This is a genomic window from Buttiauxella sp. BIGb0471 (assembly GCF_024807715.1).
Lineage (GTDB): Bacteria > Pseudomonadota > Gammaproteobacteria > Enterobacterales > Enterobacteriaceae > Buttiauxella > Buttiauxella agrestis.
The window spans coordinates 603,983-628,872 of sequence record NZ_JANUEU010000001.1 but is presented as its reverse complement, the minus strand read 5'-3'; the positions used below and the strand labels follow the sequence as shown (position 1 = coordinate 628,872).

At 49.4% G+C, this 24,890-nt stretch carries 24 protein-coding genes and 3 tRNA genes; 16 read left to right on the top strand and 11 right to left on the bottom strand.

The window, feature by feature from the left end; all coding sequences use genetic code 11:
* The first annotated feature begins 129 nt into the window (after nucleotides 1–129).
* Complete coding sequence (locus M2371_RS02900) at nucleotides 130–648, top strand: hypothetical protein (protein WP_259266848.1); 519 nt, start codon at nucleotides 130–132, stop codon at nucleotides 646–648.
* 53 nt (nucleotides 649–701) lie between these two features.
* Here the strand turns inward: M2371_RS02900 and M2371_RS02895 are convergent, their stop codons facing one another.
* The 3 genes from M2371_RS02895 to drpB all read right to left on the bottom strand — a co-directional run bounded on the left by M2371_RS02895 (nucleotide 702) and on the right by drpB (nucleotide 3,277).
* The gene (locus tag M2371_RS02895) at nucleotides 702–2,120 is read right to left on the bottom strand and encodes a DNA cytosine methyltransferase (RefSeq protein ID WP_259267258.1); all 1,419 of its coding nucleotides are present in this window, start codon (nucleotides 2,118–2,120) and stop codon (nucleotides 702–704) included.
* 112 nt (nucleotides 2,121–2,232) lie between these two features.
* Nucleotides 2,233–2,937: a phosphohydrolase gene (locus M2371_RS02890; protein WP_259266847.1), complete on the bottom strand. Its 705-nt coding sequence runs from the start codon at nucleotides 2,935–2,937 to the stop codon at nucleotides 2,233–2,235.
* Nucleotides 2,938–3,040: 103 nt separating this feature from the next.
* The gene (drpB, locus tag M2371_RS02885) at nucleotides 3,041–3,277 is read right to left on the bottom strand and encodes a cell division protein DrpB (RefSeq protein ID WP_115631804.1); all 237 of its coding nucleotides are present in this window, start codon (nucleotides 3,275–3,277) and stop codon (nucleotides 3,041–3,043) included.
* A gap of 579 nt (nucleotides 3,278–3,856) precedes the next feature.
* Here drpB and ompC point away from each other — a divergent pair.
* The 3 genes from ompC (at nucleotide 3,857) to M2371_RS02870 (ending at nucleotide 6,313) form a co-directional block, all read left to right on the top strand.
* Nucleotides 3,857–4,999 carry a porin OmpC gene (ompC, locus tag M2371_RS02880; RefSeq protein WP_259266846.1) on the top strand — a complete coding sequence of 381 codons (1,143 nt, stop codon included), beginning with the start codon at nucleotides 3,857–3,859 and terminating at the stop codon, nucleotides 4,997–4,999.
* Nucleotides 5,000–5,339: 340 nt separating this feature from the next.
* Nucleotides 5,340–6,137, top strand: a complete 798-nt coding sequence (gene mtfA, locus M2371_RS02875; RefSeq protein WP_172893797.1) for a DgsA anti-repressor MtfA — start codon at nucleotides 5,340–5,342, stop codon at nucleotides 6,135–6,137.
* Between the two features lie 100 nt (nucleotides 6,138–6,237).
* Nucleotides 6,238–6,313: transfer RNA gene (locus M2371_RS02870), tRNA-Asn, on the top strand.
* Between the two features lie 45 nt (nucleotides 6,314–6,358).
* On the opposite strand, the gene ldtA is transcribed toward M2371_RS02870, so the two are convergent.
* The 7 genes from ldtA to M2371_RS02835 form a co-directional block, all read right to left on the bottom strand.
* A complete protein-coding gene (ldtA, locus tag M2371_RS02865) occupies nucleotides 6,359–7,273 on the bottom strand; it encodes a L,D-transpeptidase (RefSeq protein WP_259266845.1) in 915 nt (304 codons plus the stop codon).
* 61 nt (nucleotides 7,274–7,334) lie between these two features.
* On the bottom strand, nucleotides 7,335–8,279 hold the full coding sequence (gene cbl / locus M2371_RS02860) for an HTH-type transcriptional regulator Cbl (RefSeq protein WP_034496395.1): 945 nt from the start codon (nucleotides 8,277–8,279) through the stop codon (nucleotides 7,335–7,337).
* A gap of 105 nt (nucleotides 8,280–8,384) precedes the next feature.
* A complete protein-coding gene (gene nac, locus M2371_RS02855) occupies nucleotides 8,385–9,302 on the bottom strand; it encodes a nitrogen assimilation transcriptional regulator NAC (protein WP_034496396.1) in 918 nt (305 codons plus the stop codon).
* 221 nt (nucleotides 9,303–9,523) lie between these two features.
* The gene (locus tag M2371_RS02850) at nucleotides 9,524–10,027 is read right to left on the bottom strand and encodes a protein disulfide oxidoreductase (protein WP_172893794.1); all 504 of its coding nucleotides are present in this window, start codon (nucleotides 10,025–10,027) and stop codon (nucleotides 9,524–9,526) included.
* Nucleotides 10,017–10,628, bottom strand: coding sequence for a DsbA family protein (locus M2371_RS02845; protein ID WP_259266844.1), 612 nt, complete (start codon nucleotides 10,626–10,628; stop codon nucleotides 10,017–10,019). The genes M2371_RS02850 and M2371_RS02845 overlap by 11 nt, the downstream gene beginning before the upstream one ends.
* On the bottom strand, nucleotides 10,628–12,511 hold the full coding sequence (locus M2371_RS02840; protein ID WP_259266843.1) for a protein-disulfide reductase DsbD: 1,884 nt from the start codon (nucleotides 12,509–12,511) through the stop codon (nucleotides 10,628–10,630). Before M2371_RS02840 ends, M2371_RS02845 begins: the two co-directional genes overlap by 1 nt.
* A gap of 49 nt (nucleotides 12,512–12,560) precedes the next feature.
* Entirely contained in the window at nucleotides 12,561–12,926 is a 366-nt protein-coding gene (locus tag M2371_RS02835; protein WP_259266842.1) for a copper resistance protein, read from the bottom strand.
* A 189-nt stretch (nucleotides 12,927–13,115) separates the two neighbouring features.
* Here M2371_RS02835 and M2371_RS02830 point away from each other — a divergent pair.
* The 9 genes from M2371_RS02830 to M2371_RS02790 all read left to right on the top strand — a co-directional run bounded on the left by M2371_RS02830 (nucleotide 13,116) and on the right by M2371_RS02790 (nucleotide 20,074).
* Nucleotides 13,116–13,191, top strand: a tRNA-Asn gene (locus M2371_RS02830).
* A 283-nt stretch (nucleotides 13,192–13,474) separates the two neighbouring features.
* Nucleotides 13,475–14,452, top strand: a complete 978-nt coding sequence (locus M2371_RS02825) for a DUF1852 domain-containing protein (protein WP_172893790.1) — start codon at nucleotides 13,475–13,477, stop codon at nucleotides 14,450–14,452.
* Nucleotides 14,453–14,478: 26 nt separating this feature from the next.
* Nucleotides 14,479–15,507, top strand: a complete 1,029-nt coding sequence (locus M2371_RS02820; RefSeq protein WP_259266841.1) for a methionine synthase — start codon at nucleotides 14,479–14,481, stop codon at nucleotides 15,505–15,507.
* Nucleotides 15,508–15,672: 165 nt separating this feature from the next.
* Nucleotides 15,673–15,876: a putative selenium delivery protein YdfZ gene (gene ydfZ / locus M2371_RS02815; protein WP_034496451.1), complete on the top strand. Its 204-nt coding sequence runs from the start codon at nucleotides 15,673–15,675 to the stop codon at nucleotides 15,874–15,876.
* A 242-nt stretch (nucleotides 15,877–16,118) separates the two neighbouring features.
* Complete coding sequence (locus tag M2371_RS02810) at nucleotides 16,119–17,084, top strand: threonine/serine dehydratase (RefSeq protein WP_259266840.1); 966 nt, start codon at nucleotides 16,119–16,121, stop codon at nucleotides 17,082–17,084.
* Nucleotides 17,081–18,025, top strand: coding sequence for an NAD(P)-binding domain-containing protein (locus M2371_RS02805; protein WP_259266839.1), 945 nt, complete (start codon nucleotides 17,081–17,083; stop codon nucleotides 18,023–18,025). The genes M2371_RS02810 and M2371_RS02805 overlap by 4 nt, the downstream gene beginning before the upstream one ends.
* Before the next feature lie 40 nt (nucleotides 18,026–18,065).
* On the top strand, nucleotides 18,066–18,680 hold the full coding sequence (locus M2371_RS02800) for a transcriptional regulator (RefSeq protein WP_404979378.1): 615 nt from the start codon (nucleotides 18,066–18,068) through the stop codon (nucleotides 18,678–18,680).
* A gap of 89 nt (nucleotides 18,681–18,769) precedes the next feature.
* Nucleotides 18,770–19,207 carry a glyoxalase gene (locus M2371_RS02795; protein ID WP_172893786.1) on the top strand — a complete coding sequence of 146 codons (438 nt, stop codon included), beginning with the start codon at nucleotides 18,770–18,772 and terminating at the stop codon, nucleotides 19,205–19,207.
* Between the two features lie 333 nt (nucleotides 19,208–19,540).
* Complete coding sequence (locus M2371_RS02790) at nucleotides 19,541–20,074, top strand: RcnB family protein (RefSeq protein WP_259266838.1); 534 nt, start codon at nucleotides 19,541–19,543, stop codon at nucleotides 20,072–20,074.
* A 177-nt stretch (nucleotides 20,075–20,251) separates the two neighbouring features.
* On the opposite strand, the gene M2371_RS02785 is transcribed toward M2371_RS02790, so the two are convergent.
* Nucleotides 20,252–21,040 (bottom strand): phosphotransferase family protein, encoded by a 789-nt coding sequence (locus M2371_RS02785; RefSeq protein WP_259266837.1) that lies wholly within the window; start codon nucleotides 21,038–21,040, stop codon nucleotides 20,252–20,254.
* A 228-nt stretch (nucleotides 21,041–21,268) separates the two neighbouring features.
* Here M2371_RS02785 and M2371_RS02780 point away from each other — a divergent pair, with 228 nt between their 5' ends.
* The 3 genes from M2371_RS02780 to M2371_RS02770 all read left to right on the top strand — a co-directional run bounded on the left by M2371_RS02780 (nucleotide 21,269) and on the right by M2371_RS02770 (nucleotide 24,794).
* Nucleotides 21,269–22,729: an AMP nucleosidase gene (locus M2371_RS02780; protein ID WP_034496411.1), complete on the top strand. Its 1,461-nt coding sequence runs from the start codon at nucleotides 21,269–21,271 to the stop codon at nucleotides 22,727–22,729.
* Between the two features lie 12 nt (nucleotides 22,730–22,741).
* The gene (locus M2371_RS02775; protein WP_259266836.1) at nucleotides 22,742–24,520 is read left to right on the top strand and encodes an aminopeptidase P family protein; all 1,779 of its coding nucleotides are present in this window, start codon (nucleotides 22,742–22,744) and stop codon (nucleotides 24,518–24,520) included.
* A gap of 198 nt (nucleotides 24,521–24,718) precedes the next feature.
* Nucleotides 24,719–24,794 (top strand) — tRNA-Asn (locus M2371_RS02770).
* Nucleotides 24,795–24,890: the final 96 nt, after the last annotated feature.

The window sequence follows — 24,890 nt, the reverse complement described above, 5'->3', positions numbered from 1 at the left end:
AGATAAGTTTATTATGCAGCAAATAAAAATCAATTGTTAACATCAATGATATTATTTTGTAACCATGTAAAAGTCCTCACAGAATAAAGTACATTTATTAACTCGATTGACACTGATTAAGACGATGACATGACACTATACAAATCATTATTCATTCCATTCTTGCTGGGGAGTGGAGTATTCAATATTTACGCAGGGGAAGCAGAAAATAATATTACCCACGATTACCTCATGAGTTGGAAGAGGGTTGCAAACGGGGAAATCACTCCGGGAGTACTCTCAGCAACGCTTGAACCTGATGTGGTAAAAGACTGTAAAAGCTCAGCTCCGGCGCAGTTTCGCCGTGAAATAATTCGCCAGTGGTCACATAAAACGGGTACACAAGTGACCGATACAGTCTTTCTTTCAGAAGACCTGCAAATGTTCGACCGACTGGGAACCCTTTCCTGCCTTGAGGGCGCAGAATACGAGCTTAAAGGTTATGGTGATCGCTTAATCGAAGCACTCGGTATGCAACTTCACGATATGGAAGCTAAAAATGGCAACGATGCCTGGGAACAAATAAAGACTCTGGAATTCCAGGCCGGCATTATTACTGCGAGATACGGCGTAAATAGTGAGAAACAAAAATTAAATCGCCAAAAATAATCCTGAAAATAAGGGGTAACTGATACCGTCACCCCATTTGAATTTACGGGTAATTATCGCGCCATGCGTTTTTGAGCGGCTTGCTTTATTAGGGGTTCGAGCAGCCTGGCGACGGCGGCAAATGCAGGCACCACCACTGAATTACCAAACTGCCGATAAGCCTGCGTATCGGATACCGGTATACGGAAGGCATTCCCCTGCACCGCTTCAAAACCCATTAAGCGCGCGCATTCACGCGGCGTTAAACGGCGCGGACGACGCAACTGGTTATCGGCATTATCAAAATCTTCTTCCCCGAGTGATTTATCCCAGCCACGGTCGATGAGAATTTCAGCGCCGTCCTTGTAATATCGGGCGGACAAAGTGCGCGCGACACTCGCCGGATTAGTCGGGTCTACCAGACCGTAGCCAAAACCATTGCCCTTCGCCTGGTGTTTTTTGGCGTAATAATAAAGGTACTTCCATAGCGTCGGGGTCAGAATGTATTTCGCGTCAACGGTCGGGTCGAGTAATTCACCAAACGTCGGGCGGCGTTGCGGATACAGTTCATTGATCTTCGTGAGTGTGAATTCTTTATGCAGATTGAGATCGCGACGGAAGCCCACCAGCACAATGCGCTCACGATGCTGCGGCAGGAAATTTTTACCGTCGATAATCTTTGGATCACCCGCGCCCATTATCGCGGAATCGGAGACCTCATAACCGAGGCTGTCGAGCGTTTCCATAATAATGCGGAAGGTATTACCTTTGTCGTGGCTTTTTAGATTTTTAACGTTCTCCAGGACAAAAATAGCCGGGCGTTTTGCATCAATAATGCGAGCGACATCGAAAAACAAAGTACCTTGCGTTTCACAGGCAAAACCATGTGCACGGCCTAAAGCATTTTTCTTTGACACCCCAGCCAGTGAAAATGGCTGGCATGGGAATCCTGCCAGCAGGACATCGTGGTCCGGCATGGTGGACTGAATATGCGCGGCGGCTTGTTCATCGCTGACATCGTCACGATTGCTAAGTGTGACATCGCGGATATCCTGGTTAAATTGATGGCTTTCCGGGTTGCAATACCAGTTGGCTTTATAGGTACGCACCGCATGTTTGTTCCATTCGCTGGTAAACACGCATTGCCCGCCAATCGCTTCGAAACCGCTGCGAATCCCGCCAATTCCGGCAAATAAATCCACGAATTTAAACGCATATTTCCCGTGATGAGCAGGCGGCGGCGGCAACATATTTTGCAGCATTTGATTTTCAGCGGCGCTCAGAACACGCGGGGACGATTTTCGGTTAACCCAGCGATTGAGCGATTCACGAGTCCAGTCACCGCTAACCTGACGCAAATGATGCGCCACTGTTTTCTGGTCATAAATTTCCAGAATGCGGGACACTAACGCGGAGTCTTCTTCCAGTTGCTGTTGTTGCTGGCGCAGAGATTGTTGTGAGAGTTGTTCGGCAATCGCGTCGAAGTCGTTCATCATGAACCATATTCGGGAAAAGAGAGTGTCACTCTATCACTGATTTGACCCAGAGAGAATGAGAGCGGCCCGCCAGTATCGCGGGCATCCCTTTTGTTTTAATTCGACGCTTTTATGAGGAATGTTTTTGGGATGAAAATTGCTGCATGACTTCTTGCTCTATACCGCAGTAATCACCTTTCAGTTCGGCACACAACTTAGCCATGTAACTCACTAAAAAATCGGCGTTATAACGGGCAAGCTCTCGCCCTGCTTCGGTTTGCATAGTCTCTGGTAATTTCAGGAGCTTTTTCTGGAAATGATCCAGGGCGTATGTGGCATCATCAAGCTCACGCCCGTTAGCCAGCGGGTCTTCGCTATCAAACAGAGGCCGCCCGAGTGCGCCAGAGGTGTAGAAAACGCGTGCCAGGCCAATCGCCCCTAGTGACTCAAGGCGGTCTGCATCCTGCACGATTTTTGCTTCAAGTGTTTGAGGGGCAATTCCGGCGCTGAAACTATGTGCACGCACGGCGTGGGCTACCGCATCATACAAATGGTGTGGGAAATCGGGAAATGTCGTGTCCAGAATGCGTAGTGTCTCTTGCGCAGCCTGGGTAGAAGCAAGATGTCGTTCCGGATGGTTCTTTGGCAAATTGACGATGTCATGGAAATAGCAGGCGGTTAGGACAACTAATCGATCCGCTTCTGTCGTAGCCATGATCTGTTGTGACGTTTTCCATACGCGACGAAAATGAGCCACGTCGTGGGCTTTATCGTCCTGCAACCAGTTGTGTTGCAAATACTCTTCAAAACGCGCTTGCCAGTGGGCTATCGGCATACGTACTCCTTACTTCGCAGCTGGACCCGGTACTTAATATGAGTACAGGATCACAAAATTAGCAAGTTCCACGCCGACAACAATCCACTTTGGCACGATTTATTTACCGGGCGCGCGTATACCAGGCAAGCCAGCCTAATAGCGCCGCCACCGAACCAAGAACCAAAAGGCCCATCAAAGCACCGAGTAGTTTTCCGCCGAGCGAGCCCATATCGCCGTCGGTAACATCACTGACCACCCAAAAATATCGTAACACTGACCAAACCGTATACAGGCAGAACCCATAGAACAACCACAACGCCAATTTACCACCCGGTGTACGGGTTGGTTTCGCATCCATAACGTCTGACATAACTCTCCCAATTGTTTAGCTTTTGTTCTTCGATGGGGTCCCATCTTCCTGATGTGATTTTTATCACATTTTTGCCATTTTTTGACAGTCCCGGGCCCTCTTTTTTATTAGGAATTATCTTAAAATATGTAACATATAATGTTGATTATCATGAAGTTAACAATAAAACCACATCTGGATATTATTCAGTCGCCCATTTAATTAATATTTAATAGGCAATAAATAAATTATAAAGCATCGCTTAAATATTAAAATGAAAAACAAATCCCCGATAAAAAATAAATCGCCCTGCGCGACGATGTAACTTTTAAAATAAATAATATTTTTATATTCATACCACTAAAACCATGCGCAAAAAATATCAGAAGCATCTTAAAATAAATTTTAATTCATATATTTCAATAACATACACAATGACCATCAAGAAACATTTTGTCTTATTTCAAATAACACAGTTACATGTTTAATTATAAATAAATGGAACTATCTGTAATAAGATCATTGCGGTTATTGAGGGCGTTAAATAACTCATCATTCATAATAATTATGATTTAAAGGAATAGATAAATGAAAAGAACAGCACTGGCATTAGTGATCCCCGCTTTATTGGCAATGGGCGCTACAAATGCGGCAGAAATTTATAATAAAGATGGTAATAAAGTAGATTTTTACGGCAAGGTTGATGCTCGTCATACTTTCTCTGACAATGTAGGAAATGACGGCGACGGTACCTATACCCAGATCGGCTTTAAAGGTGAAACACAGATTACTTCCGAACTGACGGGTTATGGTCAGTGGGAATACAAAATGTTCGCTAATAACACCGAGGATGGTGATAACAGCAAGAGCGCATTTACGCGTCTGGCATTTGCTGGTTTAAAATTTGGCGATTACGGCTCATTTGATTATGGCCGTAACTATGGCGTCGTATACGACGTTGAAGCCTGGACAGATATGCTGCCAGTATTCGGTGGCGACTCATACACCTGGACTGACAACTTTATGACCGGCCGTGCAAACGGCGTTGCCACTTACCGTAACAGCGACTTCTTCGGCCAGGTTGATGGCTTGAGTTTTGCTGTGCAATATCAGGGCAATAACGAAAGTACTAATGCAAACGAAGACCAGGAAGGCACCAATAACGGCCGCGATGTTCGCTTCCAGAATGGCGATGGCTGGGGTCTTTCAACAGTTTATGACTTCGGCATGGGCTTCAGTGCAGGCGCTGCATATGCTTCGTCAGACCGTACCAATGAGCAAACTCGCAGCGCTGGCGTGTTGATGGCGGGTGGTGAAAATGCTGATGTGTGGACTGTAGGTTTGAAGTATGACGCCAACGATATTTATCTGGCTGCTATGTATGCTGAAACTCGCAACATGACACCATTTGGTAATTACGGTATTGCTAACAAAACCCAGAACTTTGAAGTGACTGCGCAATATCAGTTCGACTTCGGCCTGCGCCCAGAGATTTCTTACCTGCAATCTAAAGGTAAGGACTTGATGGGTGATGTTTCTAATAACAGCGACTGGAATGACAAAGACCTGGTTAAATACGTTTCTGTTGGCTCTTACTTCTACTTCAACAAAAACTTCTCTACCTACGTTGATTACAAAATCAACCTGCTGGATAACGATGACTCCTTCTACAAAGCTAACGTCATCTCTACCGATGACGTTGTAGGTGTTGGCTTGGTTTACCAGTTCTAATCTCGATCAATACGGTTGCTTGTTAATTCAAAAGCCTGCGTAAGCAGGCTTTTTTGCTTTCAGCCCACCACATAAACACCGATTTATCCCATAACAAAAACATATATCTCCCCTCCAACTATTCTCAAATGAAATAATTTACCTCTCTCGCATCAACCTGTGACTCGCGTCGTTGAACGAAAAACCAGTAAGTGGTTGAATAATGTCACAGAGAAAGCGCGATAATCCGCTTCTCAGGCGGTCCTGTTCTGGTCGCTGCCATGTGCCACATTAGTGCGGCACTTTCACAGTCACGGTATAGTAGTTTTCCGTTCAAGAGATGACTTTGCGAGCGAGTAACATGATTAAGTGGCCCTGGAAATCAAGTGATTCATCCGCTGTCACGGCATTGCCGTGGGAGCAGGCATTAGCTATTCCAGTTCTGGCAACGCTCACCCATGCCGAGCAAGAAAAGCTGGTTCGTCTGGCCGATCGTTTTTTGCAGCAAAAACGCCTGGTGCCTTTGCAGGGTTTTGAACTCGATGAGCTGAAAAGCGCGCGTATCGCGCTTCTGTTCTGCCTGCCCATACTTGAACTGGGTATTGAGTGGCTGGACGGTTTTCACGAAATCCTCATCTACCCTGCCCCATTTGTTGTCGACGATGAATGGGAAGATGATATTGGCCTGGTGCATAACCAGCGCATTGTGCAATCCGGGCAAAGCTGGCAGCAAGGCCCAATTGTCCTGAACTGGCTGGATGTACAGGACTCTTTTGACGCCTCTGGTTTTAACCTGGTCTTCCATGAAGTGGCTCATAAACTGGATATGCGCAATGGCGACCGCGCCAGCGGCATTCCGTTGATAGCGTTACGCGAGGTCGCAGGCTGGGAACACGATCTCCATGCTGCTATGAGCAATATTCAGGATGAGATTGACATGGTGGGTGAAAACGCCGCCAGCATTGATGCCTACGCGGCGTCTGAACCGGCTGAGTGTTTTGCCGTGCTATCAGAGTATTTTTTCAGTGCGCCTGAGCTATTCGCGCCACGCTTCCCAGCGCTTTATCAACGGTTTTGCCAGTTTTATGGTCAGAACCCATTGTTACGCTTGCGTGAGAGTGAAAATGCAGCAGCATCCAGTGGAAATACGGTGCATTAATTCGACAATCTGGATTTAATTTAATCATTTGAATCAATGCGTTATTTTTGTCGTTGACTCTTTTTGAACGTCACGATACTATTTGCCTCGTTCAAACGATTCCTCTGTAGTTCAGTCGGTAGAACGGCGGACTGTTAATCCGTATGTCACTGGTTCGAGTCCAGTCAGAGGAGCCAAATTTAAGAAGCCCGCTTAGGAAACTAAGCGGGCTTTTTGCTTTCTCATTCAGAACTAATCAGCACCGGCATTCCGGAACGACGGGTCAGTGCAGCACTCACCACGCTGGCATCCACGCCAGAACCCTGCGTGACATTGTTGAGTGCCGAAGTCATTGGCAGCGGGACTTTTCTGTCAGATTCAAACTCCGCACGGTTACGCGACAAAGGCTCGTGCACTTCCAGCCAACTCCGCCCGTCTGGCTCGACGGTTGTTTTCACCGGCTGGTCAATCAGCTGCACGCGCGTCCCTACCGGGACATTATCGAACAGATATTTAATGTCGTCTTTACGCAGGCGGATACAGCCCTGACTTACTCGCAGGCCGATACCAAAGTTAGCGTTAGTGCCGTGAATGGCGTACAGCTTACCGATATAAATCGCATATAGCCCCATCGGGTTATCTTCACCTGGCGGCACGAATGCTGGCAGTGTTTTACCCTCTTTTGCGTACTCGCGACGAGTATTCGCTGTTGGTGTCCAGGCGGGAGCTTCCTGCTTACGTTCCACTTTCGTCACCCAGTTACGCGGAGTTTCGCGCCCGGCCTGGCCAATACCAATCGGCAAAATCTCCACCGTATTGCTATCTTCCGGGTAGTAGTAAAGCCGCATTTCGGCGACGTTAATCACGATGCCCTGGCGTACGGTATCCGGCAGAATCATTTGCTGCGGAATGGTCAACTGAGTTCCGGCTTTTGGCAGGAAGGGATCAACACCTGGGTTAGCCTCCAGCATATTGCTAAAGCCCTGTCCGTAAAGCGCAGCAAAATACTCCAGCGGCTGAGTATTCCCTTCCGGAACGGAGATGGTCAACGGTGCCCCGACCAGGCGGCTACCCTCTGGCGGAAGCATATAGGTCACCGCCAGTGCGCTATGAGTAACGGTAGCAAGCACCAGGGCAAGCGAGGACAAACGGATCATAATTTCCCTATTATTTGACGTGATGTAGATAGCTTAAATATAACCCTCCGTTAAGCTTTCGTCAGATTTCATAATCCAGCACCGTTTCTTCTGGCTCCAGCGCCAGGCGTTTAATATCGGCGACGGAAAGCTCCGGGTTACATAACTCGATAAAACGCCAGACGTAATTGCGCTGCAACTGCCCACGCTTGAGGCCCAGCCATACGGTGTTAGCATCAAATAAATGGCGAGTGTCGAGCCTGACTAACTCCCCGTCATCGCCGCTTGCCTGAAACGCCACCAGACCGATGCCTAATCCCAGTTCAACATAAGTTTTCACCACGTCGGAATCCTGCGCGCTCAAAACAATATCCGGCGTTAAACCACGGCGATTAAAAGCTTCGTCTATGCGCGCACGTCCGGTGATACCCTGGCGATAGGTAATAATCGGCCAGCGGCTGATATCGTCAAGCGTAAGGGGATTAGCATGAATCAGTGGATGACCGCGCGGCACCAGCAACGTGTGATACCAACGAAACCAGGGATAAGCGACAACTAAAGGATCGGTACTCAGGCGCTCACTGGCAATGCCAATATCTGCCGTACCGTTATGCAAAAGCGTTTCTATTTCTTGCGGCGTTCCCTGAATCAGCTCAAGCCGCACCTCTGGAAATAGCGCCCGGAAAGATTTGATCACCGACGGCAGGCTGTAACGCGCCTGGGTATGGGTGGTCGCAATCGTGAGTACGCCGCTGGCGTCATTAGTAAAGACATCGGCCAGACGGCGCACGTTACTGGCTTCATTGAGGATGCGTTCCGCAATCACCAGCAGCGCTTTTCCCGGTTCCGTCATGCCTAATAAACGCTTGCCACGACGGATGAAAATCTCGATACCGAGTTCTTCTTCCAGCTCACGAATATGACGACTGACGCCCGATTGCGAAGTGAAAAGCATGTTAGCGACTTCGGTGAGATTGTAGTCCCGTCGTGCCGCCTCGCGGATAATTTTAAGTTGCTGGAAGTTCACATTGCCCCCGGGGCATGACCGTTCTTTACACTATTGTTAAAGTGGCAACCCGGATATAACAAATAATAAAAACCAGCAACTTATTCGATTTAGACATAAGCCTAATTAGCCGACCAGTAACAACTCGCGGCTTTCCTGCGTCGGGCGAACCACCAGCGACATTAAAATGTCTTTAACGGCCTGGGCTTGCGGCGATAAAGCCGTACGGGCCGACAAATTAACCGAAAGCGGCAAATTCAGCGACGGACTGGTGATACGTGCCATCCAGCCATTTGCGGAACTCACCAGCGACCGCGCGGCAGATTCTGGCAACACGGTCACGCCCATACCACTGGCAATCGCGGCGGTCAGCGTCGAAATAGAATCAATCTCACCGGTAATTTTTGCCGTCAGGCGGCGCAGTGAAAACGCTTCATCAACCCGTTTACGCACTGCGCTGTAGTCGCGCGGCAGGAATAGGTTCATTTCGGCCACCGCAGCGAGATCGACTGTCTGACCTGGACAGTCGCGGGTGCCGACAAGAAACAACTCCTCTTTGAGTAACGGTTGGCTGGTAATGCCCGCCGTTGGAGAACGGTCATACAAGACCGCCATGTCAAGCTGGCCGCTTAACAGCTTGTCATTCAGGACAGAACTACTGTTCTCATGCAGATAGACCAGCACGTCGGGTAATTCCGCACGTACTGCCTGTAATAGAGGCATGGTGATAGATGAAGCTGCAGTGCCAGGCGCAAGTCCGATAGAGACCTGCCCACCTAAAGTTTGGCCCACATTGCAAACGGCAAGCTGTGCCTGCTCGCACTGGCGCAGAATCGTCCGCGCATGGGTATAGAGGATTTTCCCTGCTTCTGTTGGCGTTACGCCGCGTTTAGTACGAATTAACAGTTGCTGATCCATTTCACCTTCAAGGGTAGCGACCTGTTGACTCAGCGCGGGCTGCGCAATATGCAGCACTTCTGCGGCCTGAGTCAGGCTACCAATATCGACGATTTTTACGAAGTACTTCAGTCGTCTTAAATTCATTTTGCCTCCTACACGGAATGCCAACGCCAGTCTCGGCAGTGATGTCTCTCTAAGAATTGCAATATGCTTGCCACTTTTGAGAAACATCCGACCAGATGCGCTAACAAGCTGGATAATAAGCGAAAGTGATTAAATAACGCGAAAAATGGGATTGAAACAGCGGTTCTCTTATGCCCCATAAGAGGTATTTGCGCACCGTAATGGTGCGCAAATTCACAAGATTATAAGGCCGCCCACCATAGCCGCGCCTTCATTCCCCAATACGTTGTCCAGCCGGTAGTCGAAGAAACCACTTCACCTTTATATAGCACCACCAATGTCGGTGTGACGCCAATCTGCCAGTTGCGGGATAGCTCGCCAGAAGCGTCATTCACCACCGGCAGCTGAACTTTTTTCTGCTCAAGCCAGCGTGAAACATCGACGGCCGCACCGGAGCGCAGTGCGATAGTCATGACGTTTTCGCCCTCCTCCACTAACTGCGCGACCGAAGGGGTTGTGTAACGACAAACGCCGCACCAACTGGCCCAAAAATAGAGCAACAGCGGGCGTTCTTCGCTTAATGTACTTAACGTCACGGAATTGCCATCCAGCGTATGAAGCGGCGTGCTGTCAAAGGTTGCGGGCATCTTTGGCGCCCGCCACAAATCCATCAGCACCACAATGGTGATAAAGATCACCACCATCACCAGCGCTTCTTTCCCCCAACGCCTGAGCTTACTTTTCATTGGCCTGTTCCCGTTTTTCTTTCACCAGCTCCTCAAGTGAGTCCCACGGCACAGCACCGGCCAGCAGCGTATCGCCAACCAGAGTTGCCGGCGTGCCCTGAACCCCAACCACCCGCGCCAGTTGCAGATTGAGATTCAGCGTTTCCCGGCTCAGTTCATCAGGCTTGACCGCTGTTACACCGCTTTTAGCCACCGCGGCATCAATGGTGGCGGCGGTGTGATTCCCGGTTTTCGACATCAAACTGTGGTGCAAAGCCAGGAACTGCTGCGGATGCTCACGCCAGGTAGTCAACGCCACGCGCGAAGCCAGAGAAGATGATTCACCACGAAACGGCAGCAGCTTGAAAATGACTGCAACATCAGGGTATTTCTTAACAATTTTCTCCAGCATCGGGTCAAACTTTTTGCAGTACGGGCAGTTGTAATCCGTAAAAGAGATAATCGTAAGTTTCGGGGATGCAGCACCCATCCGTGGGCTGGCAGGATCGTGAAACAACGCCTGATAAATCATTTGTTGCATTTGCTCTTCATTCGTTGGCTCTGCGGCATTCGCGCCAAAAGTCGCTGCCACTAACAGCAGAATCGTCATGATCATTTTCATTATTTCATTCCTTTCGCATCGTTTAGCGTATTGAGCACAGCGTCACGCGTCAGCAGTGTTGGCAGCGGTTTTCCTTCGGGGAATGCGGGACCATAAATCTGGTTATACGGCACCCCGGCCTGCCCGCGCTGTTTGAGAAATGCGGTGATATCTTTTGAAGGGAGCGTCCAGTCACCGCGCAGCGCAACCACATCAGGTTGCTGTAATGCCGCCTGCACGTCGCCACGGGAAAGGACGTTTAACTTATTAATTTTGCAGGTAATGCACCAGTCTGCGGTGACATCAATAAACACGCGTTTATTTTGCGCCAGCGCGTCCGTAATCGCCTGTTCGGTGAGCGGCTGCCAGGGGATATTTTCTTGCGCTGCGGGTTTTGTCGATGAGCCAAAATGCACAGATAACAGACTCACCAGCCACAACGCCGAGCCAAGCATCATCACTGCCAGTATCCGGCGCAGCCAGTTCATCCAGCGTCCGGGTTTAGGCAGGCGTAATGCAAGCGATGGGCGGGCGGCAATTAACAGCCACGGCAAACTCATGCCTACGCCAAGCGCGAGGAAGATCCCCCAAAGCGTGGGCAGCGATGCCCCCAGCGCAACGGCGACGGCAGTGCCAAGGAACGGGGCGCTACACGGTGTCGCCAGTAGCGTCGCCAGTGCGCCCTGCCAGAAATGACCGCTAATGCCCTTTCCGCCGTGAGTAGCAAGTTTAGTGGTGACATTAGATGAAAGTCGAAACTCGAACAGCCCAAACAGGTTGGCGCTAAAGATCAGCATCACTGCTGCCATAAAGCCGATAAACCAGACATTCTGGAACTGAATGCCCCAGCCCACAGCCTGATTCGTCAAACGCAGTACCGTCATTAACAATGCCAGCGCCATAAACGAAACCATAATCCCGGCAAACGAGGCGAGGAATTGCTTGCGGATCACACGTTGATCCTGCTTATCCGCCAGCAATACCGAGCCGAGTTTCATCCCCAAAACCGGCAGAACGCAAGGCATCAGGTTGAGAATAAAACCGCCCAGCAACGCCAACAGTAAAACCTGCCACAACACAAAATCGCCACTGGCTGGCGGCATAACCGGCGCATCGGTTATCGTAATCTGGCTTTGTTGTGCAACACCGTTATCAGCGATAACCAGTGAAAGATGACGCCCGCGCAGATCTGGCCCGGCGCCATCCCAGCCATCGCTCACCGGTATCGTTGCCCACAGCTTTTCGCCATCAACGCAATATTTTGGCTTACCGAAACTGGCATCTTCGGGCATATCGAGAAACAATTCGGGTTTCTGCCAGCCAGCCGCACGAGTGGCTTGCACCACCAGTTCAGCATTGTGATATCCGGCAATCAGATTGTCCGTCAGCCCGTCGGCAAGCGGGACTTTACCCATCGCTTGTGCGTAGTCATGTGTAAATGTCGCATCATCTTGAGTGGGGGTAATTTCAAAAGGGTAATCCGTCAGCAAGCAAACATCTTTGCAGGTCGAGAGCGTCAACACGCCCGCAATTTTCGCCGGGATTTCGCCGTCAAGCTGCATCGGAATGCTGACTTCATTGTGATAACCCTGGGTGGTGATTCCGCCCACATCAAAACGCTGTGGAACAGGCCAAAACCACTGGGCCGATTTTACCGGCTCGTGCCAGCTAATCGTCGGCGCAACGCCGCCGTCGCCGGGTGAACGCCAGTATGTTTTCCAGCCCTCTTCGAGTTTTACATCCAGTAAAAACTGGGTTTTCCCAGCCCCGGTGGTATCCGCACGTAACCTGACGCTGGCATGATCATTCTCAGCAGACTGAAGCCAGCCTGCCTGCGCCGCCCATGAAAATGGGTGCCATAGCAATAAAAGACAGAGCAACGTCTGCCTGAAAAGACTCAACATATTTTTTCTCCGTTAATGAATTATCGAACTGTGTTAAACAGCCGACGTTTCATTCACGGAAGACGCAGAATCGCAGATGTACCCGGAGCGTGGGCGAGGAAAACTCCCGAACCGGTGTAACGGAGGAAGATGCCGCCAGCAGTGGCGCAAGAAGTGTGAGGAGCAGACTGAAAACAAACAGCGCGCCTTCGAACAAAACAGGAGGTGCGGCAAGCAATGATTTCGCGCTTAATTCGCACGGCGTCACTGGCGCGGCTTCCTCAATTTCAGAGGCACTATTTTGCGAGAGCATGACGTTTTCGGCAACTTTCATCTGCAAGGCGTGCATTCCCGCCATGCGCTGGGCCGTGCAGACAAGCACCACCAGACATGCAAGAAATAAAAACCACTTTGCCAAATTCTGCCGTTTAAGCATGAAACCCTCGCGTCATTGAACCGCATATCTTAGCCAGTCGTGCCGGTTTGGCAACAAATGAGCTGTAAAGAACTGTCTGTACGCCCGAAACGCCGCGGTTGTCTGTTTTATCAGCAAACGAACCAGCGGGATGATGACAGGCTTTGACAAGCCATGATGGCATCGCTAATATGCGCCCCGTTAACCGATTCCTCTGTAGTTCAGTCGGTAGAACGGCGGACTGTTAATCCGTATGTCACTGGTTCGAGTCCAGTCAGAGGAGCCAAATTTAAGAAGCCCGCTTAGGAAACTAAGCGGGCTTTTTCGTGTTTGTTGCCAGCGGTCGACCTTCTGCCAACATGCCCCCTCACCTGAACATGAAATTCTCTCATGTTCTCTGAAATTTAATCACTTTTACTCAATCAGTGACTCTGGCATAAATATCCTACTGCAATCAGTTACAGACAATATGAAGACTACTGGTTAAGAAACCTGAAAAGAAAATTGGGTCGTGCTGCAAAAGCAAAAATAAATTCAGGTCTTATCAGAAATTAGGATACCCAATCGCGATGAATAAAGAATTTAAATTTACTATTAAAAGCATTTCTTTCGATGAGAATTACAATCCATCCGAAAATACGCGCATCACGACCAACTTTGCTAATTTAGCCAGAGGTCAAAAGCGCCAGGAGAATTTGCGCAATACCTTAAAAATGATTGACGACCGTTTCAATTCCCTGGCGCATTGGCATAATCCACAAGGCGATCGTTATGGCGTCGAACTTGAAATTATTTCCGTGGAGATGGATGTTGAAGGTAAAGGCGACACCTTCCCAGTGATTGAAATATTAAAAACGAATATTGTCGATCAAAAAACTAACGAGCGTATTGAAGGCATTGTTGGGAATAATTTTTCCTCTTACGTCCGGGATTATGATTTTAGCGTCTTGCTATTAGAGCACAACAAGAACAATGCCGGGTTTAGCACGCCAGAGAATTTTGGTGATTTGCATGGAAACCTATTCAAATGCTTTATTAACTCAAGCGCTTACAAAGAACGCTTTAATAAATCACCGGTGATATGCCTGAGCGTGTCCAGTAAAAACACTTATCATCGCACTGAAAATCATCACCCGGTATTGGGTGTGGAATATCAGCAAGATGAGTCGTCCATGACCGATCACTATTTCAATAAAATGGGGTTGCAGGCGCGCTATTTTATGCCGCCAAATAGCGTTGCGCCATTAGCCTTTTATTTTGCAGGTGATTTGACGAGCGACTATACGGATCTTGAGCTGATCGGGACTATTAGTACGATGGAGACTTTCCAAAAAATTTATCGGCCTGAGATTTACAATGCTAACTCTACCGCCGGAAAAATCTATCAACCGAGCCTGAATCAACAGGATTATTCATTAACTGAAATTGTTTATGATCGAGAAGAACGTAGCCAGTTAGCTATTGAGCAGGGAAAGTTTACAGAAGAGAACTTCATCAAACCATACCAAACTATTCTTGAAAAATGGTCTGCTAATTACGCTCACTGATTATCAAAAAATTAAGGTTATTTATTATGAAAATATTGTTACCCACTTCGACTGCGGGCAGTTTGCCTAAACCTTCCTGGCTTGCACAACCTGAAACGCTTTGGTCTCCATGGAAACTGCAAGGTGATGAATTAGTTGAGGGCAAACAAGATGCTCTACGTTTGTGCCTGGAAGATCAGCTGCATGCCGGGATTGATATCGTCAGCGACGGCGAGCAAACGCGTCAGCATTTTGTCACGACATTTATTGAACACCTCAGCGGGGTTGATTTTGAGAAGCGTGAGATTGTTAAAATTCGCAATCGCTACGATGCGAGTGTACCCACTGTTGTCGGGCCTGTTTCTCGCCAAAAACCTGTTTTTGTTGAAGATGCCAGGTTTTTACGTCAGCAAACTAAACAACCCATTAAATGGGCGCTGCCAGGCCCAATGACAATGATCGATACGCTTTATGATAGCCATTATAAAAGCCGCGAAAAACTCGCCTGGGAATTTGCCAAAATTCTTAATCAAGAAGCCAGAGAATTAGAGGCGGCGGGTGTTGATATTATCCAGTTTGATGAACCTGCATTTAATGTATTTTTTGACGAGGTGAATGACTGGGGAATTGCTGCGTTAGAAAGAGCAGTTGAAGGGCTTAAATGTGAAACGGCCGTACATATTTGCTACGGTTACGGCATCAAAGCTAATACAGACTGGAAAAAGACGCTGGGTTCAGAATGGCGGCAATATGAGGAGTTTTTCCCCAAATTGCAGGCGTCTGCCATCGATATAATTTCACTGGAATGTCAGAACTCTCGCGTACCAATGGATCTCATTGAACTCATTCGAGGGAAAAAAGTCATGGTCGGTGCCATTGATGTGGCAACCAATATTATTGAGACACCAGAAGAAGTCGCGAATACTTTACGCAAAGCACTTCAGTTTGTAGGCGCCGACAAGCTCTACCCTAGCACCAACTGCGGCATGACCCCTTTACCTCGCCAGGTAGCACGAGGCAAGTTGAGTGCTTTATGTGCAGGCGCAGAAATCGTCCGCAGAGAACTCTCGGCTTAATAACGTCGCAAAATATAGTTGATTGAAAAAATAGACTTCGGTCTTTTCCTGAGCATCTGAAACTTATAAAATTTTGACTTAGCTCAAAACATTTTGACCGATTCAGAGCTATTTATTTGCCGTTAAATCATCTCATCTGGATACAACATAAAAGGAGGAATGATGATGTTGACCTATGATTGCTACCGTAACGCTATCTCAACTGGCAGCCGTGTTATGGTTTTCAATAAAGGTCTGACTGGTGTTATTAAGGCCATTCACGGCGAAGGTAAATCAGCCGAACAAATTCGTCGTTCTCAGTGTGTTGAAATCGAAGGTTGCGAAGGTGTGTTCTGCCCGATGGAGTTGGTTAGACTTGAACTTCACTGATAGGGCATATCGATTTAGCACATTGTTTTACAAATAAAATAACCCTGAACACTCATTATTTAAGGTCACCGAATAGGTGGCCTTTTTTTATGGACTATATAGCCACGCTGACCTACTCCCCAACAATGAATACAGGGCGGACTTAACAACGCTTTACGATGGCCTGCAATGCACAAAATGGCGATAGACAAAGTGTACTAAAAGTCTATATTAGACAATAAATACATATAGAGAAGATCACTATGTCACAGCTACTCAAACTTTTCACCGCCAGCCAGGAAGCGCATACCGCACTTCGCCCACAAGTCAGAAAAACGCCGCTCGATCGCAGCCACATGCTTTCGACGCTGTACGGGTGCGATCTGTTTCTTAAGGGTGAGCATCTGCAACACACCGGTTCGTTTAAATTCCGCGGTGCCAGCAACAAGATTCGCCTGCTGACCCCGGAACAAAAAGCACAGGGAGTGATCACGGCTTCTTCGGGTAATCACGGGCAAGGTATGGCACTGGCGGGGGCAATGGCAGGCGTTCCGGTTACTGTTTTTGTACCAGCCACCGCTTCGCCTTTGAAGATTGACGCTATTCGTGCCTACGGCGCAACGGTGAATATGATCGAAAAGGACGCCCTTAGCGTCGAACTGGAAGCGGCAGAAACCGCGGCCCGTGAAGGGATAACCTTTGTTTCTCCCTATAACGATGAAGATGTGATCGCCGGGCAAGGCACCATCGCGTTTGAAATGCTTGAAACAGAGCCAAAACTTGATGCCGTTTTTGTGGCGGTGGGCGGTGGCGGTTTGATTTCCGGCATCGGCGCGGTAATGAAACATCTATCACCGGAAACCCGCATCGTGGCTTGTTGGCCTGAAGCGTCTGTGGCGATGTACGCCTCACTTCAGGCGGGTGAAATTGTGGAGCCGGAAGAGCACGATACGCTTTCAGACGGCACGGCGGGCGGGCTGGAACCCGGCACAATCACCTTCCCACTCTGCCAGGCGGTTGTCGATGACTGTGTGCTGGTCAGCGAAGAAGAAATCAAAGCGGCGATGAAAACCCTGGCCCGTTATGAACGCTGGATGGTGGAAGGCGCGGCGGGTGTGGCAATGGCAGCCTTTATGCAGCAGGCCGAGCAATGGCGTGGCAAGCGTGTCGCGGTGGTGCTGTGCGGTAAAAATATCACCCTGGAAAAATTCACCGGAGCGGTGAAATGAAGGTTATCGGCCTTGAAGAAATCAAAGCGCTATTTAACCAGACCGACGCGTTGACCCGACTAAAAGCCGGTTTCGAAGCGTTTTCCGCAGGACGGGTGCAGCTTCCGCCAGCCCAGCAATTTGCCTTCACGCAAGCCGAAGGTGACTGCTGTATCAAGTCCGCCTGGATTGAGGGTAGCGATAGTTTTTGTGTAAAAATCTCAACGGGCTTTTATAACAATGCTTCCCTGGGATTACCCAGCAATGACGGACTCAATATGGTTTTCTCGGCACAAACGGGACAACCCCTGGTGCTGCTGGACGATCATGGTTGGTTGACTGGCGTACGCACCGCACTAGCAGGACGCATTGCCGCGGAAATGCTGCTTCCTGAGCGCATAGAGCGGATTGCTATCTTCGGCACCGGATTACAGGCAGAGCTTCAACTGCGACAGTTACTTGAGCTAACTTCTTGCCGTGACGTGATTGTCTGGGGACGTAGCGAGGCATCGTTGGCCCGTTTCCGCGAGCAGGTTTCCGATATCGACATTCAGCTTATTACCACGACCAGCGAGCAGCAGGCTGCAAGCGGCGCTACGGTTATCGTCACCGCCACGCCATCAACCGTTCCGTTAGTGTTTGCTGAGTGGGTTCAGCCCGGAACACATATCACCGCCGTGGGTGCCGATAGCCCAGGCAAGCAGGAGCTTGACGCAAAACTGGTAGCAAAAGCGGGTTGTATTGTGGCTGATTCGCTCAAGCAGTGCGGGGCTTACGGTGAGTTAAGCCGCTTACCGGCTGACCTTCGTGAGAGCAAAAAGGTGATTGAGCTGGGGTGTTTACTGGCAGACCGTTCGCAATATGTGCGTAGCGAAACTGATATTACCCTTGCCGATCTAACCGGGCTGGGCGTGCAGGATGCGCAAATTTCGGCCAGTATTCTGGCGCAGTTGAAAGCGTAAACGGTTACCAGGCGGAAGGAATCAAAGTTTGAACGAAAATATAAGCCTTAAAGATGAGCAGTTTGCCACGCTAAAAGCGATGGCAGATGGAATCGCAGCGCTGTTTTTCCCGGTTGTAGAAGTCGCTATACACAACGTTAAAAGCGGCAAAATTGCCTGGCTTGCTAATAATATCTCTAAACGCAGCATCGGGGATGATGCCGGGCTTGAGGAGCTGTCGCTTCATGACCTTGAAAGCATGACCGGGCCTTACGAAAAACTGAACTGGGATGGTAAAAAAGTCCGCTCAGTCAGTATCCGCGCAAACGTAGAAGGTGAAACCGAATATATTTTTTGCATCAACTTCAGCACTTCGCTGTTAGAGGATGCCAAAAATGCCCTCGAGATGTTCCTTTCTGTTAACCGTTTGCAGCCGCAGCCCGTCCAGCTTTTTAAACATGACTGGCAGGAAAAAATTAATACTTTTCTTCATCAGTGGCTGAATGAAAATAATACTTCGCTTTCCACACTCTCTCGCCAGCAGAAAAAGGAATTGGTGACGGAGCTGTATCGCCAGGGTGCATTCACGGTCAGAAACTCTGCAGACTACATTGCTAACGTGCTCTCTATGGGGCGCGCCACTGTTTATAAGCACCTCAAGGAAATCAAAAACTGAAAATGTCCTTTGGACTATCCTAGGCGTGGTGACTCAGTGAGTCGTAGTATCAATTTAGTATTCAATTTCAGACCATTAAGGAAGCAGGCATGTCGCAGAATATACCGGGAATTGAAGTCTTATTTGTCGCTGGGTTTGGGCCCATCTCGCAGAATACTGAATCCAGCTCCGAGTTTTATGTGCAGACACTCGGTCTGCCGCTAAAGCCAATGGAGGGGAACTGCGATTACCTGCTGTCGGAAAAAGACCTGCTGAAGGGCGTAAAGCATTTTGCCGTCTGGCCACTATCACAGGCAGCCAATTCATGTTTTGGTGTTGGGCAGTGGCCAACTGAACACCCGATACCACAGGGATGGATTGAATACGAGGTAGAGGATCTCGATTCTGCTACTCGCATATTGAGTCAGAAGGGTTATCGCCTGTTGGTGGCTAACCGCATAGAACCGTGGGGGCAAACCGTCACGCGCCTGCTCAGCCCTGAAGGGTTGCTTACCGGACTGACAATTACCCCCTGGCTTCGTGGGTAAATAATGTCCGCTCCTGCACGAAGCGGTCAGGTTGAAGGGCCTTATTGTCTGCTTTGAGGGAGGAGCGGAAATTTTGTTGTGTTTATTGCCTAAAGACTTAAAAGGTTCGTAACTGAATCTATCCATGATTTACGGGACGATGTAGATTGGAAAACGCTACATCCTCTCGCAAAAGAAAGCAGCGTAGGCCCAATGACCGAAAATCAGCCCGCACAAAGATGAGGTTTATACAATTCATGTGAAAATATTTAAAAATAAGAAATCATGAGATTGTGTAGGTTATAGCCTTGTCATATCTTCAAAGTGTGTATCTAACATAAAGGAATAAATATCATGTTTAAGCGTCGCACTCTCAAAACTGCACTTGCGGCGGTTATATCTCTCACTGTCCTTGCAGCACCAGTTTTTGCAAACCCAGGTAACGGTAATGGCGGAGGTGGGCAAGGCAATGGCGGAGGTAATCACGGTAACAGTGGTAACAGTGGTAACCATAGCAACAGCGGAAAAAGCGCCGACAATGGCAACAAAGGTCAGGGTAATGAAAAGTCTAATAAGGATCATGGAAACCGCAAAAACTACGGCAAACCAGACCATGTTGACTCCGATATCAGCTTCTCCCGTGCTCGCTCATTTGCTGTAAATTATGGCCTTGTTGGATATCAGGCGCTGCCACCGGGTATCGCTAAAAATGTAGTACGAGGTAAACCTCTGCCTCCAGGTATTGCTAAGAAAACTTTGCCGGCATCAATGATTAACGATTTGCCATATTACCCGGGCTACGAATGGCGAGCCGTTGGTAATGATTTGGTGCTTGTTGCTTTAAGCACGGCCATTGTGACTTCAGTCATTAATGGTGTTTTCGATTAATTCGTCCCCGCCATCGAACGCCCTGCATCCGCGGGGCTTTTTTTTCCAACCTCCTGAGACAATATGCCTTAGTTTATTAACGAAACAGGGTAATAGTGATGTCTGCTTTTGGCCCATAGCGAACATGCTATTCATAGTGGAATCCGCATCGGTCATAGCTCAATGGTTTTGAAAACCTCAAAGCATTTTTACAGTGTTATCTAGCCAGGCAGGAAGATTTTCTCTGTACCAGTTGAGATAGAATTGAAAATCACTTTTCTGCCGTTCATTAAGCAATACGACTACCTCGGTAACAATCCATGCTTTAGCAATTGCAATTTCTTTAGCTAAGTCACCAGGATTATATTGACGAGATATACAGTTATAGCGTTCAGCAAGCTCAATAAATTTTTGTTTAGAACCCATTCCCTTTATCAGTGGAGCAAGATCAATAGCAGGGCTACCCATGCTGAATCTCTCCCAGTCAAAAAGGACTAAATCACCGTTATCCCTTTTCCCCCAATTACCCGCATTACTATCGCCTGAAATTAAGCACTGACCACTAAAAAGAGCATTACTTTCCCGCTGAAAATACCGTAGCTGTTTTGCTGCTCTATCCGGTAATGCCAACAGTATGAGAGATTTTTCGAGGGCTGTTTCTGACCAGGTGTGATTATGATAAACCCATGAAGGGTCAGGTCGATAGGAATGTAAGCGAGACAGAATTGACAACACTTCATCTCGTCCAACTTCGTCCTGATCAACCTGGTGCGGGATATATTCCAGTCTTAACTTGCGTGAGGATGGTTCGGCTAACAACAACTTTGGGGTGGCAATGTCTGCCTGAGCGAGATCCCGGGCTGCATGTTGATAAAAGTTGTACTCCACATCACTGACAGGAAACTTCTCGATTACCTGATGATTTGTTTCATCCACAAAAAGTGTCACTTTAGCGGAACCCATGCAGGATAAATTATCAACAGACATGCATATTTCCTTTAGCTTTGATCGGTTGGTTAATTCGGAGGCGTTTGAGTTTAGCGTAGACTGAAATCCTTACGATAAGACGCTCTCCCTATCGCTTAGCCGACCTGGGAAGAGGTTTATTACCAGGTTTCTTGTTTTCTCCTCCTGCCCCTTCCGTTGACGCCCGCCGATGACATACTATCGAAGCTGCAAACAGCCCTGTAAAAATCAGCAGGATGAGGAGAGAAGATGACGCATCAGACAGCCGCCACGGCCCTTACCCCGAACCAGGCCCTCGATAAATTAGAGGAGCTGTACGATGCCTCGGTCAACGCACTGCGCGATGCCATTGGCCAGTATGTTGAAAACGGCGCACTACCTGAATTTGAAAAACGCGCCGCAGGATTATTTGTTTACCCGGAACTGCGCGTCAGTTGGGATGGCACCGTTAAGCATCCAAATAAAACCCGCGCTTATGCCCGTTTCACCCATTCCGGCAGTTACACCACCACCATCACCCGCCCTGCACTTTTCCGCCACTATCTCGCCGAACAATTAACGCTACTTTACGAAGATTATGGTGCGCAGATTGAAGTGGGTTTATCGCAACATGAAATCCCTTATCCGTATGTGATTGATGGCTCCAGTTTGTCGCTGGACCGTTCAATGAGTGCCGGTTTACCGCGCCATTTCCCGACTACCGAACTGGCGCAAATTGGGGATGAAACGGCGGACGGCCTGTTCCATCCCACCGAGTTTTACCCGCTTTCACACTTCGACGCCCGTCGCGTTGATTTTTCGCTCGCCCGCCTGCGCCACTACACTGGCACGCCGGTTGAGCACTTCCAGTCTTTTGTCCTGTTCACCAACTACACCCGTTATGTGGACGAGTTTGTGCGCTGGGGTTGCCAGCAGATCCTTGACCCGGAAAGCCCATATGTTGCGCTTTCCTGCGCAGGCGGCGTGTGGCTAACCGCCGACAGCCAGGCTCCCGAAGAAGCCATTTCCGATCTGGCCTGGAAGAAACACCAGATGCCCGCCTGGCACTTGATTGATGCCAACGGTAACGGCATCACGCTGATTAATATTGGTGTTGGCCCATCGAATGCGAAAACCATTTGCGACCATCTGGCGGTGTTGCGCCCTGCGGCCTGGCTGATGATTGGCCACTGTGGCGGCCTGCGCGAAAGCCAGTCGATTGGCGATTACGTGCTGGCGCATGCGTACCTGCGCGACGACCATGTGCTTGATGCGGTTCTGCCGCCAGATATCCCCATCCCAAGCATCGCCGAAGTGCAGCGCGCTTTGTACGACGCTACTAAACTGGTGAGCGGCATGCCGGGCGAAGAAGTTAAACAGCGTTTGCGTACCGGAACCGTCGTCACCACCGATGACCGTAACTGGGAATTGCGTTACTCCGCCTCGGCCCTGCGCTTTAACCTGAGCCGCGCCGTTGCAATTGATATGGAAAGCGCCACCATTGCCGCGCAGGGTTATCGCTTCCGCGTGCCATACGGCACCTTGCTTTGCGTTTCCGACAAACCGCTGCACGGTGAGATCAAACTCCCAGGCCAGGCAAATCGCTTCTATGAAGGTGCTATTTCTGAGCATTTGCAAATCGGCATCTGCGCCATTGATTTGCTGCGAGCGGAAGGTGAACGCCTGCACTCACGTAAACTCCGTACCTTTAACGAACCCCCATTCCGATAAGAGAACATAAGAATGCAACCAACATCATCTCTGCATGCCCTACGCAAACTGCTCAAAGAACGCGACCTCGATGGCATGATCATTCCGCGAGCGGATGCGCATCAAAGTGAAGACTGCTCACCGAATGACAACAAACTGGAATTTATCAGCAACTTTGACGGTTCAGCGGGTCTGGCTCTGATTCTGGCTGACCGCGCGCTGCTGTTCGTTGACGGGCGTTATCAAGTTCAGGCGCGTCAGCAAGTGAACCTTGAAGAGTTTGAAATCCATCATTTGCACGACGAACCGCTTCATCTGTGGCTGCGTGACAACTTACCCGCCGGTAAACGTATCGCGTTTGAGCCGCTGCTGATGGTCAACAGCCAGTACGAAAGCCTGCGCACCAGCGGTTGCGACCTGGTTGCCGTCAATGACGACCCGCTCAATACCATCTGGGCCGATCGCCCGGCAGCACCTCGCGGCGTTGTGACCCAAATGCCAGATGAGATCAGTGGTGAACCAGGCGCTGCTAAACGTGCACGCATGGCGGCTTTGCTCAACGAAAAAGGCGTCGACTATCTTGCCATCACCCTGCTGGACAACATTGCCTGGCTGCTCAACGTGCGCGGTTCCGACGTTGCCATGAACCCGGTTGCACAGTCTTTTGCTCTGCTGAAAAACGACGGTGAAATCGAATGGTTTGTCGACGATGCAAAACTGCATCAGCTTGACAGCACCCTGCTGAACTCGGTCAGCCTACAACATCATGACTCTTTCCTGGCCCGTTGCCAGAAACTTGCCGCAGGTAAGCGTTTCTCGCTTGACGGTGACACTGCGCCTGTCGCAGTGCGCATTGCCGTAGAAGCTGGCGGCGGTGAGATAGTCTGGCAGCCAGATCCTGTTACGCTGGTAAAAGCGAATAAAAACAGCACCGAACTGGAAGGTTACCGCGCGTGTCATATTGAAGATGGCGTGGCATGGGTGAACTTCCTGGCCTGGCTGAGCCACGAAGTGCCACTGCGTGAAGCGGCGGGCAACCCGGTCACTGAACTCGAAGCGCAGGAAAAACAACTCGCCTTCCGCCAGCAGTGCGACAACTTCCGCGAGCAAAGCTTCAGCACTATTTCTGCTGCGGCCCACAATGCCGCCATGTGTCACTACCATTCCACACCAGAAACCAACATGGCAATAACCACCAAAGCGTTCTACCTGAACGATTCTGGCGGCCAGTATTTCAACGGCACCACCGATGCCACACGCACCCTGAACTTTGGGCAAGTCGACGCCCAGCGCCGCCTGCATTACACCGCGGTATTGAGAGGCTTCCTGGCGCTGATTTCACTGCAATTCCCGCAAGGTACGCAAGGCCACCAGTTGGATGCGTTCGCCCGCCGTCCATTGTGGGAAATGGGTCTCGACTACGACCACGGCACTGGCCACGGCGTGGGTCATTGCCTGTTTATCCATGAAGCCCCGCACCGTCTGGCGAAGAAAGTGAACCCGTGGCCGTTGTTGCCGGGCGTTATCCAGACCATCGAACCGGGTTACTACCTGGAAGGCAGCCACGGTATGCGAGTTGAAAACCAGGTTGAAATCGTTGCCTCACAGCCAGGCTTCTGCAAGTTTGCGTCGCTGACGTTGATCCCAATCGATCTGAGCGCGGTTGAAATATCGCTGTTGAGCGAACAAGACATCGCCTGGCTTGATGGTTACCACCAGCAAGTACGCGAAATCTTGTCGCCGCTGGTTTCCGGTGATGCCCGTCCGTGGCTGATTGAAGCGACTGCGCCGGTCAGAACTCAACGTGCATAAACCCGACTGATCAACGGGTTTTGTCGGATGACGCTACCGCTTCTCCAACCTACGGAGAGGCTTGTCACCCGTATAAAGAGCCGCACATTGCGGCTCTTTTCTTCTATTTGTTGATTAAACCAGCAATCAAACAATTTTCCTCTAAACAGCCTTTGACAACCTGACGAGCGCTCGTTACTATGCGCCCCGTTAACCGATTCCTCTGTAGTTCAGTCGGTAGAACGGCGGACTGTTAATCCGTATGTCACTGGTTCGAGTCCAGTCAGAGGAGCCAAATTTAAGAAGCCCGCTTAGGAAACTAAGCGGGCTTTTTGCTTTTTATTTCCCCGCCAACCCTCTATTTTCCCTCACCGCGTTCGGCATCACATCG